General features: G+C 55.5%; 14 protein-coding genes. 5 read left to right on the top strand and 9 right to left on the bottom strand.

Annotated features, from left to right (window positions below; all coding sequences use genetic code 11):
* Positions 1–196: 196 nt before the first annotated feature.
* From FrondiHNR_RS08930 to FrondiHNR_RS08920, 3 genes are all read right to left on the bottom strand, one after another.
* Entirely contained in the window at positions 197–649 is a 453-nt protein-coding gene (locus FrondiHNR_RS08930; protein WP_279352429.1) for an Lrp/AsnC family transcriptional regulator, read from the bottom strand.
* A 127-nt stretch (positions 650–776) separates the two neighbouring features.
* Positions 777–2,267, bottom strand: a complete 1,491-nt coding sequence (locus tag FrondiHNR_RS08925) for an MDR family MFS transporter (RefSeq protein WP_279352428.1) — start codon at positions 2,265–2,267, stop codon at positions 777–779.
* 214 nt (positions 2,268–2,481) lie between these two features.
* Complete coding sequence (locus FrondiHNR_RS08920) at positions 2,482–3,075, bottom strand: nitroreductase family protein (RefSeq protein ID WP_279352427.1); 594 nt, start codon at positions 3,073–3,075, stop codon at positions 2,482–2,484.
* A gap of 196 nt (positions 3,076–3,271) precedes the next feature.
* Here FrondiHNR_RS08920 and FrondiHNR_RS08915 point away from each other — a divergent pair, with 196 nt between their 5' ends.
* Together FrondiHNR_RS08915 and FrondiHNR_RS08910 are read left to right on the top strand one after the other, a co-directional pair.
* Positions 3,272–3,799: a phosphoribosyltransferase gene (locus FrondiHNR_RS08915; RefSeq protein ID WP_279352426.1), complete on the top strand. Its 528-nt coding sequence runs from the start codon at positions 3,272–3,274 to the stop codon at positions 3,797–3,799.
* A gap of 161 nt (positions 3,800–3,960) precedes the next feature.
* The gene (locus FrondiHNR_RS08910; protein ID WP_279352425.1) at positions 3,961–4,209 is read left to right on the top strand and encodes a hypothetical protein; all 249 of its coding nucleotides are present in this window, start codon (positions 3,961–3,963) and stop codon (positions 4,207–4,209) included.
* A 63-nt stretch (positions 4,210–4,272) separates the two neighbouring features.
* Here the strand turns inward: FrondiHNR_RS08910 and FrondiHNR_RS08905 are convergent, their stop codons facing one another.
* Positions 4,273–4,764 carry a hypothetical protein gene (locus FrondiHNR_RS08905; RefSeq protein ID WP_279352424.1) on the bottom strand — a complete coding sequence of 164 codons (492 nt, stop codon included), beginning with the start codon at positions 4,762–4,764 and terminating at the stop codon, positions 4,273–4,275.
* A gap of 277 nt (positions 4,765–5,041) precedes the next feature.
* Between FrondiHNR_RS08905 and FrondiHNR_RS08900 the strand changes: the two genes are divergently transcribed.
* Complete coding sequence (locus tag FrondiHNR_RS08900; RefSeq protein WP_279352423.1) at positions 5,042–6,763, top strand: amidase; 1,722 nt, start codon at positions 5,042–5,044, stop codon at positions 6,761–6,763.
* A gap of 54 nt (positions 6,764–6,817) precedes the next feature.
* On the opposite strand, the gene FrondiHNR_RS08895 is transcribed toward FrondiHNR_RS08900, so the two are convergent.
* Complete coding sequence (locus FrondiHNR_RS08895) at positions 6,818–8,632, bottom strand: MDR family MFS transporter (protein ID WP_279352422.1); 1,815 nt, start codon at positions 8,630–8,632, stop codon at positions 6,818–6,820.
* Between the two features lie 159 nt (positions 8,633–8,791).
* Between FrondiHNR_RS08895 and FrondiHNR_RS08890 the strand changes: the two genes are divergently transcribed.
* Positions 8,792–9,337, top strand: a complete 546-nt coding sequence (locus FrondiHNR_RS08890) for a gamma carbonic anhydrase family protein (RefSeq protein ID WP_279352421.1) — start codon at positions 8,792–8,794, stop codon at positions 9,335–9,337.
* A gap of 12 nt (positions 9,338–9,349) precedes the next feature.
* On the opposite strand, the gene FrondiHNR_RS08885 is transcribed toward FrondiHNR_RS08890, so the two are convergent.
* The 4 genes from FrondiHNR_RS08885 to FrondiHNR_RS08870 all read right to left on the bottom strand — a co-directional run bounded on the left by FrondiHNR_RS08885 (position 9,350) and on the right by FrondiHNR_RS08870 (position 12,314).
* On the bottom strand, positions 9,350–9,994 hold the full coding sequence (locus FrondiHNR_RS08885) for a DUF305 domain-containing protein (RefSeq protein ID WP_279352420.1): 645 nt from the start codon (positions 9,992–9,994) through the stop codon (positions 9,350–9,352).
* A 3-nt stretch (positions 9,995–9,997) separates the two neighbouring features.
* Positions 9,998–10,651 (bottom strand): DUF3105 domain-containing protein, encoded by a 654-nt coding sequence (locus FrondiHNR_RS08880; RefSeq protein ID WP_279352419.1) that lies wholly within the window; start codon positions 10,649–10,651, stop codon positions 9,998–10,000.
* 212 nt (positions 10,652–10,863) lie between these two features.
* Entirely contained in the window at positions 10,864–11,139 is a 276-nt protein-coding gene (locus FrondiHNR_RS08875) for a hypothetical protein (RefSeq protein ID WP_279352418.1), read from the bottom strand.
* Between the two features lie 269 nt (positions 11,140–11,408).
* Positions 11,409–12,314, bottom strand: a complete 906-nt coding sequence (locus FrondiHNR_RS08870; RefSeq protein ID WP_279352417.1) for a TRIC cation channel family protein — start codon at positions 12,312–12,314, stop codon at positions 11,409–11,411.
* A 37-nt stretch (positions 12,315–12,351) separates the two neighbouring features.
* Here FrondiHNR_RS08870 and recO point away from each other — a divergent pair, with 37 nt between their 5' ends.
* On the top strand, positions 12,352–13,092 hold the full coding sequence (gene recO / locus FrondiHNR_RS08865) for a DNA repair protein RecO (RefSeq protein WP_279352416.1): 741 nt from the start codon (positions 12,352–12,354) through the stop codon (positions 13,090–13,092).
* The last annotated feature ends 21 nt before the right edge of the window (positions 13,093–13,113 follow it).

The raw sequence follows: 13,113 nt of genomic DNA, 5'->3' as shown, positions 1-13,113 counted from the left end.
GCTGTGATAGGGATGTTCACCGTTTGAAGTCCGGGATGCACGATGCCAATTTTGTGGCCTGTAAGGGTTCGAGAGGTGGGAATAACCCGCCCATCCTTATCAACGTTTTTGTGCACTACGGCCTAACGCTTACTACCAGATTGTCCGAGAGTATCGGTTCGGCGGCCACAATAATTACTCTGTTACCTGGAGCAGCCTATGAGAGGCGTTCTTCACCGCGGGTGATAACTTTCATTGTAAAGTGTGACTCCACAGTGGCAATGCCCGGCAGCGCCATGAGGTCGCTTGTGAGGAAATCCTCAAATGCTTGTTGATCGGCCACCGCGACTCGAAGGATGTAGTCGGGCGTGCCAAACATTCGTCGAATCTCTACGATTTCATTAAACGCAAGAACTGCCTCTTCGAACTTGTCCATGTTTTTGCGGTCTTGGGTGCTGAGAGTAACGTTTACGCTGGCGTCGAATCCTCGCTGTGAAGCCTGGGGATTAATCTGTGCGTGATATCCCATGATGACCCCGTCGGTCTCAAGTTTTTTAACTCGACGCAGGCACGGGGCTGGAGTGAGACCTACTTGAGCGGCCAGATCTACATTCGACAGTCGGCCGTCTTTTTCAAGGAGGGAAATGATTTTGCGATCGACGTTATCCATAGTGGTCCGTTTCTTTCTTATCGTTGCGGTCAGTATATATTGTGGCAAGGGAATGTGTGTGCCCTTTTTATCGCAGATTCCGTAATTGTATATAGAATTTGCGTGATCGTCTGTTGAGGCGTTTTCTTTAGCTGGGAAGTACTTCCTCAGCTAAGTCTTTTCCCTCTGTTTCAACGGTATCGGGTTTTCTGATAAAGAATGCTGTAGCGAGAGCAAAAAGTGATAGTACGCCACCGTACATGAAGGCGGCGTGAATGCCGCCGGCCGTTGCGTGCACCGTTTCGGATCCTGAGGCATGGAGGTTTGCCGCCTGTAGGGTCATGACGGTGATAAAGAGCGCGGTTCCTGCAGCACCCGCAACCTGCTGTACAGTGCCAAAGATCGCACTGCCATATGAGTAGAGAGCTGGCTTTACCGATCCGAGGCCCGTGGTAAAAAGCGGGGTGAACATGAGGGCGAGTCCAATACTGAGGCTTATGTGCAGTGTGAGAACCCACCAGATTGGAGTAGTTTCGTTCAGCGTGGTCATTCCCCACAACACAGCACTCACGATGCTTGCACCGGGAATCAGTAACACTCGGGGGCCTTTTTTATCGTAGATGCGCCCAACTATGGGGCCGAGTAGCCCCATGATGAGACCACCGGGGAGGAGGAGCGCTCCGGCGGCTACGGGTTCAAGGCCGAGCACATTCTGCATGTAGATGGGAAGAAGGATAACCGTCCCGAACAGCGCGATCATACTGATTGCCATCATGATAATTGAGAGGCTGAACATACGGGAACTGAACGTGCGTAGGTCAAGCAGGGCGCTGTCCTTTTTTTGCAGGGAGAGCTGCCGCATGATGAAGACCACCATGGTGAGGGCGCCGATCGATAGCGGTATCCAGGGGGCAACCAGTGATGTTCCAGTAGCGGATTCGCCAAAGGAGCTAAGGCCGTAAACCAGACCGCCAAACGCGACCGCAGAGAGGACGATTGAGAGGATATCGACGGGTACTTTTTCTGTTTGTGTCACGTTGAGTATGCGCAGGGAACCAAAAATGAGAGCTGCGAGTGCGATGGGAAGAACAAGCCAAAAGAGCCATCGCCACCCGAGATAGTTCAGGATAATTCCCGATACGGTGGGGCCGAGCGCGGGCGCCACTGAGATGACAATTGTGATGCTTCCCATGAGCTTTCCACGAGATGCTGGGGGAACCAGGGTCATGACGGTTGTCATGAGTAGGGGCATCATGATCGCGGTTCCGCCGGCTTGAACGATGCGGCCCGCGAGCAGCATGGGAAAGCCCAACGATGTGGCGCTGATGAGGGTACCTAGGCTAAAGAGGGTCATTGAGGTGATGAACACGGGCCTGGTGTTAAATTTTTTGAGCATTAAACCGGTGACGGGGATCACCACAGCGGTTGTGAGAAGAAAAGCTGTTGTGAGCCATTGTCCGTAGCTTGCTGTGATCCCCAGATCTTGCATGAGTCGGGGGAGCGCGATGTTCATAATGGTCTCGTTGAGGACCACCACAAAAGTGGAGACGAGAAGGATGGCGATAACAAGCCTGTCCCGAGGAGAGAGTCGATCGTCCGCATTGATATCGGTGTTGGGACGTTGATCGGTGTGAACCATGCAGAGTTCTTTCTATGATTTTTGGGGTCAAACGACAGTATATAGCTATTTTTAGGCTAGCTAAAGTATTTGGTTCTAAGCGCTATTTTAGTAGGGATAAAAAGGGTCTGGCCGCGCCCGTCTCACCGAGGGCGCGGCCAGACCGCTTATAAGTGTAGTTTTTATGACCCGGTAACACCTATACGAGGTACGGCGATGTCGGGCATGAGTGAAATTAGTCGTTGACGATAAGTATTTCGGAGAGGGGGAGACGCTCGCGGGGAGCAGTTTCCCGCTCGCGAAGCACATCGTTTGCCAGGTTATCGGGGGTGGAAAGAGTTCCCAGGGCAAGAACCGTTACGGGGGTCTGGTTGCTAGGGAGGTTGAAAGCGCTGCGCAGTTCGTCAGCCATGATCCCGCCCATCTGGTGAACGTGGAGTCCCTCGTGGTGTGCCTGAACGGAGAAGTGGGCTGAGGCCTGTCCGAGATCGTAGGTTGCCCACTGGAGCTCTGTGCCCTCAGCATCGGAGGTTGTTGCGATTGTCACGATAAGAACGGAGGCGTTACCCGCCCAGCTCTGGTTCCACCCGCTGAGGTTGCTCAGAATGGTGTTAAAAGTCTCGCTTCCTCGACGGGCAACGATGTAGCGCCAGGGCTGGCTGTTGTACGCGGAAGGAGACCAACGAGCAGCCTCAAGCACCGAGGTGAGGGCGCTCTCGTCGATAGTTGCGGACGGGTCAAAGCTGCGAGGGCTCCAGCGCTCTGCAAGCACCCCCAGGATGGGTGCGCTGGTCTGTGCGTTGCGGGTAGCCGTGGCGTCTGCGTTCATGTTGTGTTTCTCTCTTGTCTTTTGTATCTCGGGAGGAGCACACCCCCACCGTGTCAGAAGAAAAATTCGTTGAATTTATAAAGACGGGTGTGCCCGGCATTTTAATGCCCACAGAGTTTAACCATATTGCGGCTAGGTTATTCCGAAGTATTTTATTTTGGTTTTTCTCGTACTGAAGTGACTGTAGATTAGAGGGATGACTTCTGATAACACTCGCTTTGAATCACCCACTGTTAACGATGAGGGTCGGGAGGTGTTGAGCTGGGAAGAATTTGGCTTTGCCGCTCGCGAGCTTGCGACGAATATCGTCCAGGATGGGTACGAGTTTGATGTTGTTGTGGCCATTGCTCGCGGTGGTTTGATCCCCGCGGGTGCGATTTCTTACGCGCTCGGTACCAAAAACTGCGGCTCAATTAATGTTGAGTTTTATTCGGACATTGAGGAGACCCTGGCTGCCCCCGTGGTGCTCCCTCCGTTCCTAGACACGGGCTCTCTTGCCGGCAAGCGTGTTTTGCTGGTGGATGATGTTGCCGATTCGGGACGTACGCTCGATTTGGTGGTAAAACTTTTGCGATCTCATTGCGAAGAAGTTCGCAGCGTAACGATTTATTCGAAGCCTGGAACGATTATCCAGCCCAACTATGTGTGGCGTAAAACCGATCGTTGGATTGATTTTCCCTGGTCGGACAAGGGCACGGTCGTTCACAATAAGCCTGCTGCCTAGGGCGATATAAAGAGCCTCTGTCGATTTTTGCCAGAAACATTGCCTTAGCGGCCTATGGGCAATAGTCTGTGGTTAGCTGCAGCTCACGTAGGGTCTCCTCAATAGTAGCGGGGGAGCCTGTGGGTGAGGCGAATGATAAACAACCAGAGGAGATGGGAATCATGACAAAAAATCATGATCACAGTGCAGATAGGAAAGCACCCAAACCACGCGGAGAAAAGGTTTTGCGGGAGATTCCGGTTGAACCTATTCACTATCCGGCTGACCATCCGCACACCCCTGAGCACTTGGATCCTAACGAGCCCGCGCCGGAGACTCCCAATCGTGTTGACGGTATCTTTCCCGTGATGGACGGCGCAAAAGACCCCGACTCAGGGGAAGGCGCTGGTGCCTGGCGCCACAAGAAATAGAGACAGCTGTGTTTCTGTGGGTGTCGTTCCGGGTGGGAACGGCGCCCACAGTTTTTTAAAAGCTTATGAGCAACTCACCGTTGTCACCTTTGAGGTTGTGTTCTTGAGGCTCCCGGCAAATACGGTCAGAAGGAGTGAGTTTCCGTTGTGAGCGGTTATCGTCCGATTTGCGGTGGCGTTGACGATGGAACGAACGCTCGGTAAAACGGTAACTGAGTTGTTCTTTTTGCACGTGCTGAAATTGATTCGCATTCCCTGAGCGGCGGGTTCGGCATACACGCAGTAGAGGCCGGAGCCGCACCCAAACTGGGCCGACCGGGTGTTCCGCTCGGCGAGTGTGAGTACAATTTCGCCGTTGTCCCAGGAAACCTCGTTCCAGGCGGTTTGAACTCCACCGGGGTTCATTTCCATGATTCGGTTGATCTCCTGCTGGGACTCGGTGTGGGTGGTGGTGGAAAAAGTGATGTGGGGGAGGGCCAAAACGGGGGTTGACGGTAATAGGGCAAGTCCCAGAGCGGCGGCGAGAGAGCTGATAGCGGTGAGTACCTTTTTCATTGTGTCTCTTCCTTGAGTAGTGTAACCGTGCCAGGAGGCACAGTTTGTGTTGGTGTTTGAAACGGATATTTTTTTAAATTAACTATTAGATAGATAATTACTAGGTTTAGGATACTGGTCATCATTTGTTTTGTGAAGAGCGACGGTGTGTTTATTCAACATCTTCTGATTGATAAGTGAGGTAGCGTGGTCTTCGTCTAGGATTTAAAGCGAGGCATACATCCGCCAGAGAACGGATCGATTCAACGATGAACAGTGAGGAACAGGGTCAACTAAGATGAAGCACTTTAACGTGGTGGAGGCGTCAATTCAGCAGCTACGCGAGGCGCTGAACGAGGGGGTGGTGACGAGCGAACAGCTCGTTCAGGCCTATCTGAAACGGATCGCTGCCTACGACTTCTCTGGAATAAGGCTGAACTCCCTGGTGGTGATGAACTCTGACGTGCTAAACGAAGCGCGTGCCTCCGACAAGCGTCGTGCGAGCGGCCTAACGCGTGGCCCCCTCGAGGGCATTCCTTACACGGCAAAAAATAGCTACCTCGTTCGGGGACTTACGGCCGCTGCCGGTTCCCCCGCCTTCAAAAATTTGGTTGCTCAGCGTGATGCGTACACCATAGAACGACTGCGCGAGGCGGGAGCGATTTTGATTGGCCTCACCAATATGCCCCCGATGGCAAATGGTGGGATGCAGCGTGGGTTATACGGGCGAGCTGAGAGTCCCTATAACGCGGAATACCTTACCGCCGCGTTCGGGTCGGGATCCTCCAACGGGTCGGGAACGGCAACGGCCGCAAGCTTTGCAGCGTTTGGTCTGGGTGAGGAAACCTGGTCGAGCGGGCGAGCCCCGGCCTCGAACAATGGACTCTGCGCTTATACACCCTCTCGGGGGGTGATTTCGGTGCGCGGAAACTGGCCGCTGGTACCCACAATGGATGTTGTGGTTCCGCACACCAGAACAATGAGTGATCTACTCGAACTGTTAGACGTGATCGTGGCCGATGATCAGCAGACCCGTGGCGATTTCTGGCGCACCCAGCCCTGGATTAAGATCCCCCGGGCCTCCGAGATCCGTCCGCAATCCTATCTGGGGTTGGCCCCCGACACGGTGGAAACGGCTCGGGCCTATCTTGCGGGCAAAAGAATTGGTGTTCCCCGCATGTATATCAACGCCGACCCGGAGGCCGGAACCGCTCAAAATGCCGGTATCGGAGGGCCGACCGGAACGCGCATTCAGACGCGGGCATCAATCATTGAGCTATGGGAAGCCGCTCGGCGTGACCTCGAGGCCTCTGGGGCAGAGGTCGTTCCGGTGGATTTTCCCGCTGTCTCGCGTTATGAGGGCGACCGTCCCGGGGCGCCTACCGTTCTCACCCGGGGTCTTGTGAGTCCCGAGTACCTCCGCCAGGAACTGAACGATCTAGCTGCGTGGTCCTGGGAAGATTTTCTGCAGGCAAACGCCGATCCCCGCCTGCACAGCCTGGTGGATGTTGATGGGGCCACGATTTTTCCGCGCCCGGAGGGGGCGCTGCCAGATCGCTACCTCGATTCTAGCGACGATATAGCACACTATCCCCGCATCATACGGGAAAAGGGTGCTCTGTCCCTTGCCGACATGCCACACCTGGAGGAGGGGATTCGTGGTCTTGAAGAGACCCGCAGGATAGACCTTGACGAGTGGATGGACACGCTGGGACTGCACGCGATCGTCTTTCCTGCCGTGGCTGATGTGGGCCGAGCAGACATGGATGTCAACGTGAAATCTGCTGACCACGGCTGGTTAAACGGTGTGTGGGTGGCAAATGGGAATTTGGTTCCGCGGCACCTGGGCATCCCCACGGTCACTGTTCCATTGGGGACAATGCGGGATATCGGGATGCCGGTTGGCTTGACCTTCGCGGGTCGGGCCTACGATGATAACCGGCTTCTTGCTATAGCGGCGGCATTTGAGGCAACAGGCGCCCGCCGCACGGTACCCCCGCGAACCCCGCCGCTTGAGTAAGGCCGTTTCTGGTGGGGAGCGTCGGGAGGTAATACGGGCAGAAAAATGGGAGGGTTAGGCTCTGTCCTGTTCAGACTTGTCAGAGGCTTTGCCCGGCCCCTCGGGTTCGAGAATCGGGGATGCTTGCCCTGCGATTGTGGGTGTGCCCGCGTGTGCGGCGGCGGCCTGTGCCGCCCAGATTGCTCTTTCCTCATCCACCTGCTCCTGGAGTGAGGAGTGCTCGCGAAGCTGAGCCGGTTTGAGGAACCAGGCGAGCACAAAGGCAAGCAGGGCAACAACCAGAACCACGGCAAAAGTGGTGAGAGCCGCCTGGTTAAAGCCCACGATGAAGGGTTCGGCGAGACGATGATCTGCTCCCGTAAGAAATGAGGTGTCACCGTCGAGACTAGAGCTTACAGAGCCGCCTCCCTGCTCCTCAGCCTCCCGAAGAACCTTGAGAATGCCCGCATTGGCCGGGTTCTCTGTAACTTTTGGATCGGCAATTGCCGCTTTAACCTGGGCCTGCAGAGAGGGGTTTTTAAAGGCCTCTGACAGGGTCGTGGGCATACGGCTAAACATGACAGAGAAGATCACGGCGGTTCCGAGGGTTGCCCCCATCTGGCGGAAGAAGGTTATCGAGGACGTGGCGACCCCCATGTCTTTGCCGGTTACCGAATTTTGTGCGGAGATGGTGAGCGTTTGCATGAGCTGGCCCAGCCCGAGGCCAACAAACACCATCCCTGTGAACAAGATGGGAAGGGGGCGGTTGGGGGTGAGGGCTAGTAAGATTCCGAAACCCAGGCTTGCCATTCCAGTACCCAGGATGGGGAAAACCCGATATTTACCAGTGTAGGCAATGATCTGGCCGGTGGTGATCGTGGCCACCATCATTCCCACAATAAGGGGAAGCATCTGGAGGCCAGCCTGGGTGGGTGTTGATCCGTTAACAATCTGTAGATAAAGCGGTACCAATTGCATCGCACCGAACAGGATAAACCCGGCCAGTACGCTGATGATGGTTGCCATGCGAAACGTGGGCTGACGGAAAAGTTTGAGGGGAATCAGCGCGCTCTCGCCAACTTTTTTCTCCCGCAGGATAAACGCCGTGATGCCGAGCACTGCGATCGTGTAGCACAGCAGAGAGAGCGGGGAGCCCCACCCCCAGAGCCTCCCCTGATCGGCGACCAGGAGAAGCGGGACCACGCCGATAACGATGGTTGCGGCGCCCCACCAATCGATCCGTGACTGGTGTTTCACAAAGGGGTAGCGCAGGAGGGCAATAACAACAATGATCGCCACAATCGCGATGGGAACATTGATTAAAAATACCCAGCGCCAACCGGCAATGCCGAAAATATGCGGTGTTCCTGCAAACAATCCGCCCAGTATCGGACCGATAACGCTGGCGACCCCGTACATTGCCAAGAAGTAACCCTGGTACTTGGCGCGCTGTCGCGGGGCAATGATGTCACCCATGATCGCGAGGGGGAGGGCCATGAGACCACCGGCACCAATCCCCTGAAATGCCCTAAAAATGGCCAACTGGTACATGCTTGCCGAGAGAGACGCCAAAATTGATCCAGTAATAAACAGAACAATCGCCAAGATGAAGAAAATGCGGCGCCCAAATATATCCGAAAGCTTGCCGTAGATAGGGGTGGTCACCGTGCTTGTGATGAGATAGGCCGTTGTGACCCAGGCCTGAAGGCTCAGGCCGTCAAGATCGTCTGCGATAGTTCTCATGGAGGTGCTCACAACCGTTTGGTCGAGCGCGCTCAGAAACATTCCCATCATCAGCCCGATAACAACAAATATTATTTGTTTTTGCGTCATTATGGGGTTGGTGACCGGGGCAACGTTCTCAGCCGGGTTCTTCTGTGACGACACCATAGTATGTTCATACTAGGGCTAAAAGTTTATTCTGTCATGGAGGCTGGCACGGCGGAAAAACCCTCTGGTCTTCCGTGCTCTGGATGCGGAGAGTACACCTTTTGCACACCCCTTCCGCTGTGTAAAAATTATGTAGAGTCCACATCATAAGGAGTTTGAATGAGTGTCCACGCAGATGCACGAGTTATTGCCCTCTCCACAGAAGCTGCGCCCCGGGTGGGGGATGGAGCGTGGGTGGCCCCGGGTGCGGTGCTGGTGGGAAGAGTTTTTATCGGCACAGAGGGGAGCGTGTGGTACAACGCAACGCTACGAGCCGAGCATGAGGATATTCGTATAGGTGCTCGCAGCAACGTGCAAGACGGAGTTGCGATGCATGTTGATCGTGGGTTCCCCGTACTTATTGGAAACGACGTATCCATCGGACACAATGCTGTGGTCCACGGGGCAACCGTTGAAGACGGGGCGCTCATTGGCATGAACGCCACTATTCTAAACGGTGCTGTGATCGGAGCGGGATCGCTCATCGCCGCTGGGGCGCTTATTCTTGCTGGAACGGTTGTGCCTCCGGGCACACTTGTTGCCGGGGTGCCCGGACGGGTGCGGCGAGAGCTTACCTCCGAAGAGAAGGCCTCTCTTCGGGAGAACTCCGCCAACTATTTGGAGCATACGCGAGCACACCGGGTGGCTCTTGCCTCGACCGAATAGTCTTTATCTCGATCAGAAAGACGCGTCGGAGCGAGCGCCGAGAAGTTCGTTCATATAGACGATTTCCCCGGACTGTGCGGTAACGATCGCCTGCGCCAGGTTTCGAACAACTTCGGTCTGGGTGCGCTCAAGAATCGCCTCGGCCATCTCAACTCCGGCGCGGTGGTGCTCAATCATCAGATCGAGAAAGAGGCGCTCTGCCTCCACACCGCGCAGGTTGGTCAGCTCGGTGATTTCGGCTGCGGAGGCCATACCCGGCATAAGACCTGGGTTTCTTCCCACCAGGGTTGTTGTGTCGTGCTTATGACCCGAATCTGCCATCCACTCCATTTGGGGCTGGGAGGAATTTTGGGGGAGACCCCACGAGGCGAGCCAGCCAAACATCTGACCCGATTGCTGAGCCTGCGAGGTTGCAATATCGTAGGCAAGCCTGCGAATCTGTTCGTCATCGGTGTTGTCACGGATAATCAGGGCCATCTCTACGGCCTGATCGTGATGAAACTGCATGTCACGAGAGAATCCGGCATCCGCACTCAGGTTTCCGGGTGTTGCATTTGCCGTGGGGGAGGTTGCCCGACCCACGATTAGCGCAACGACCACCACAATAAAAACCGTGATGGACGCTGCGATAACAAGACGAAGCGCGCGAGACGACATGGACTAGGAGTCTTTGCCGGGACCGTCGATTGCTCCGGTGCAGGATGCTCCGGGCTCTGGGGCTGCGGGTGAGCGCCAGAACTTATCAAGGAAGGGCTGGATACGGCTGTCCGATGCCTCTTCGAGCTGGAGCTGTGCACCCCAGGCACTCATGACGATGGGGGAGGGCAGATCGGAGCGGGGCGAAAGGATGACATAGGAGCTGGGGAGCTTGCTGCGCAACTCTCGCACCTCGTCTTCCGATAGGAGGTCCCTGTTGTACGTAACCCACACGGCACCGTGCTCAAGCGAGTGAACGGCATTTTCTGTGGGCACCTCTTCGGTGTACGCGCCACAGTTCAGCCAGTACTGGTTGTGGTCGCCACCAACCGGAGGATCCTGCTCGTAGTTTACGGTTCCAGTCACGTGGTTGTTCGTGAGGTTTGCGTAGGTGTCAACGCCCTCGATTGCGATTTCGTCGCGAGTGGGAGCGTTAAGCGAGGTGGCGATCACACCAACAATAAGTCCGGCGACAAGCACTCCGGCAGTAATTCCAACCCCAACGCCGATTTTTTTGTTTCGTTTGCTGCGGGCCTGCTGCTTACGGAACTCCGTCAGCTTTTCTTGGCGTCGTTCCTCACGAAGCTGCTTTGTGCTCTGTCCTTTATTCTTCGTCACGAGTTATGTCCTCAGGGGGTCGGGGGGTTGAGCAGGCCTTATTAAAATTGGCTGCTACAACAGGATACTTGTCGTGTCAATTGAAGGCTGAGGAAAGTCTGTGGAGGTGCTGTGTATGTATTGGAAATCTGTCAGGAAATGAGAGTTTTGCAGGTCTCAGAGCGTGGTGTAAACAGGCACTCCGCAAAGGATAAACGGTACGGTCCGCTCGTTTAGATGAAGCCCAAAATTTCTTGTAGCGACGTCCCCCTGAGGTGGAAATGGTAGGTTCCATTCACGATGTCTTTGGCCGTGTAGTCAAAGACATCGCCACGCCGGAGCAGGGTGCCCCTATACTCGGGATGGCTTGCAATGTAGACGAGCCACACACCGGGGCTGATCGCTGTAAACGTGTAGGAGTCGCCGTGGTGGGGGAAGCTTTTTACCTCGTCCACTATTTCGGGCAACTGTATCGAGTGATTTTCTATTGTGTTATTTATGGCAGACATACGCTGTCCTTTCTTACGAATGTGAGTGTCGCGCGCTCAGTGGCAACTCAAGCAAATCCCCATTAAATTGGATGCGAGTTATGGCGACTAAAGAAAAAATTCTAACATCTAAATAAGCGACTGTCAACTGGTTTGAGGCTTATTTCATTAATGGTGAGGTGGTCGACACTGTGGAGCTGTGTCGCGCGCAATCAGCGACGTTCCAACGATTGTTGTGATGACATGATCGGCGTGGATGCGACGCAGGGGCTGCGGCTCATAACCAGGATTTAGTCATTTTTGGGAGTTCTTGGTTTCTTGCGCTTGGCGGGTGTAGCGTCTTTCGGCTGGTCGTGGGGCTGCCGCTGCTCGTGTTTAGCACGGACGATCGAGATGCTTGTGGTGGTGGGGCGGATCACCGGGATGGTGGACGTGTGGGCACGAGTGGAGGTGGAACCCGTGTGTGGTGCTTCCCCGGGGCGACGACGGCGTAGCGAGAGAGGGCGCGAGCTGCCCTTGGGTACAATTGGTGCGTCACCATCTCCCTGGCGGGGTCGACGCAGGACGAGGCTCAGCGCTTTCTGTTCGGGCAGGCTCCAGCCGTAGCGAACCGCGAGCAGACGAATCACGGTGGTAACCACAACACACACCAGGGCTGCAATCTCTACCGGCTGTCCGATGACGAGGCAGCCCACCAGGATGACGGAGCCCGCGATCGGTGCCACCGCGTAGAAAGATCCCACGTGCATCACCGCGATGGGAAGATTAATAAAGATGTCCCGGAGTATAGACCCGCCAACCGCCGCGATACACCCGATAAAAATCGAGGGAACAACGGGAAGCCCTAGGGACAGTGACTTGGTTGTTCCAATGGCGGCAAACAGGCCGATCGTGACGGCATCTAAAATCGTAATCACGGGATCCAGACGGGTAAAGATGCGCTGCAAAAGCATACCCACCAGGGCCGCAAGGGTGGCGGTGATCAGGTACAGATTGCTCTGGAACGCCAGGGGAGTGACCCCGAGAAGCAGGTCGCGCAGAAGACCCCCGCCCAACCCCGTTGCAACGCCAATAATAGAAATCCCCAGCAGGTCTATCTTTTTAAATCCCGCGGCAAACATGGCACCCTGGAGGCTACCAATTCCGACCGCGACCATGTCGCCCCAGAGGGGGACCGAAAAGCTGGAGTTAAGCACTCACTAATTCTCTCGTACTTGGGTGGATAATTGATACATGCCCATGCTGTATCGTGATGAAGTCATCGTGCTGCGCACCCATAAACTAGGGGAGTCCGACAGAATAGTTACGATGCTCAGCCGAGATAACGGTCAGATACGGGCCGTTGCTAAGGGGGTACGTCGCACCGCCTCGAAATTTGGTGCCCGGCTCGAACCCTTTATGGTCGCAGATGTGCAGTTTTACGAGGGACGTACCCTGGACACCGTCACCCAGGCAGAAACCCTTGGATCATACGGCGCTCAGATAGCCGCCGACTACGACGCGTATCACGCGGCAAACGTTATGGTTGAGACCGCCGAAAAGCTCACCGACGGAGAACCCGCACGGCAGCAGTACATGCTTCTGGTTGGCGCCCTGCGCTCGCTATCTCGAGGCGAGCATTCGGTGGGGCTTGTGCGCGACTCCTACCTTCTACGCTCACTCGCGCTTGCCGGATGGGCCCCCAATTTTGCCGAGTGTGTGCGCTGCGGTCGGGAGGTTTTACGGGGTGCGGGACGGACCGTTGCCCTGGCGGTGCAGCAGGGGGGAACCGTGTGTGATGAATGCGCGCCACCCGGTTCGCCGCGTCTCCCGGGGGAAGCGGTGGCTTTATTGGCGGCCCTCCTGGCGGGAGAGTGGGAGCAGGCTGAAGTTCACAGCGAGGAAACACGGGTGCAGGCCCACGGATTTGTTGCGGCCTACACCCAGTTTCACATCGAGAGAGGAATCCGCTCGCTCCGGCACGGATATGCCTAACGAGGAGATTTCGGCGTGTTG

Origin of the sequence: Lysinibacter sp. HNR (assembly GCF_029760935.1) — a bacterium.
In the GTDB taxonomy this organism is placed as follows: domain Bacteria; phylum Actinomycetota; class Actinomycetes; order Actinomycetales; family Microbacteriaceae; genus HNR.
Note: the sequence above shows the minus strand (reverse complement) of the source record. Positions and strands in the feature narration are given on the sequence as shown.

Bases quoted from the DNA above. Each gene is read 5' to 3' on its own strand.
- FrondiHNR_RS08930 (WP_279352429.1), bottom strand. From the start codon at position 649: ATGGATAACGTCGATCGCAAAATCATTTCCCTCCTTGAAAAAGACGGC.
- FrondiHNR_RS08925 (WP_279352428.1), bottom strand. From the start codon at position 2,267: ATGGTTCACACCGATCAACGTCCCAACACCGATATCAATGCGGACGAT.
- FrondiHNR_RS08920 (WP_279352427.1), bottom strand. From the start codon at position 3,075: ATGAACGCAGACGCCACGGCTACCCGCAACGCACAGACCAGCGCACCC.
- FrondiHNR_RS08915 (WP_279352426.1), top strand. From the start codon at position 3,272: ATGACTTCTGATAACACTCGCTTTGAATCACCCACTGTTAACGATGAG.
- FrondiHNR_RS08910 (WP_279352425.1), top strand. From the start codon at position 3,961: ATGACAAAAAATCATGATCACAGTGCAGATAGGAAAGCACCCAAACCA.
- FrondiHNR_RS08905 (WP_279352424.1), bottom strand. From the start codon at position 4,764: ATGAAAAAGGTACTCACCGCTATCAGCTCTCTCGCCGCCGCTCTGGGA.
- FrondiHNR_RS08900 (WP_279352423.1), top strand. From the start codon at position 5,042: ATGAAGCACTTTAACGTGGTGGAGGCGTCAATTCAGCAGCTACGCGAG.
- FrondiHNR_RS08895 (WP_279352422.1), bottom strand. From the start codon at position 8,632: ATGGTGTCGTCACAGAAGAACCCGGCTGAGAACGTTGCCCCGGTCACC.
- FrondiHNR_RS08890 (WP_279352421.1), top strand. From the start codon at position 8,792: ATGAGTGTCCACGCAGATGCACGAGTTATTGCCCTCTCCACAGAAGCT.
- FrondiHNR_RS08885 (WP_279352420.1), bottom strand. From the start codon at position 9,994: ATGTCGTCTCGCGCGCTTCGTCTTGTTATCGCAGCGTCCATCACGGTT.
- FrondiHNR_RS08875 (WP_279352418.1), bottom strand. From the start codon at position 11,139: ATGTCTGCCATAAATAACACAATAGAAAATCACTCGATACAGTTGCCC.
- recO (WP_279352416.1), top strand. From the start codon at position 12,352: ATGCCCATGCTGTATCGTGATGAAGTCATCGTGCTGCGCACCCATAAA.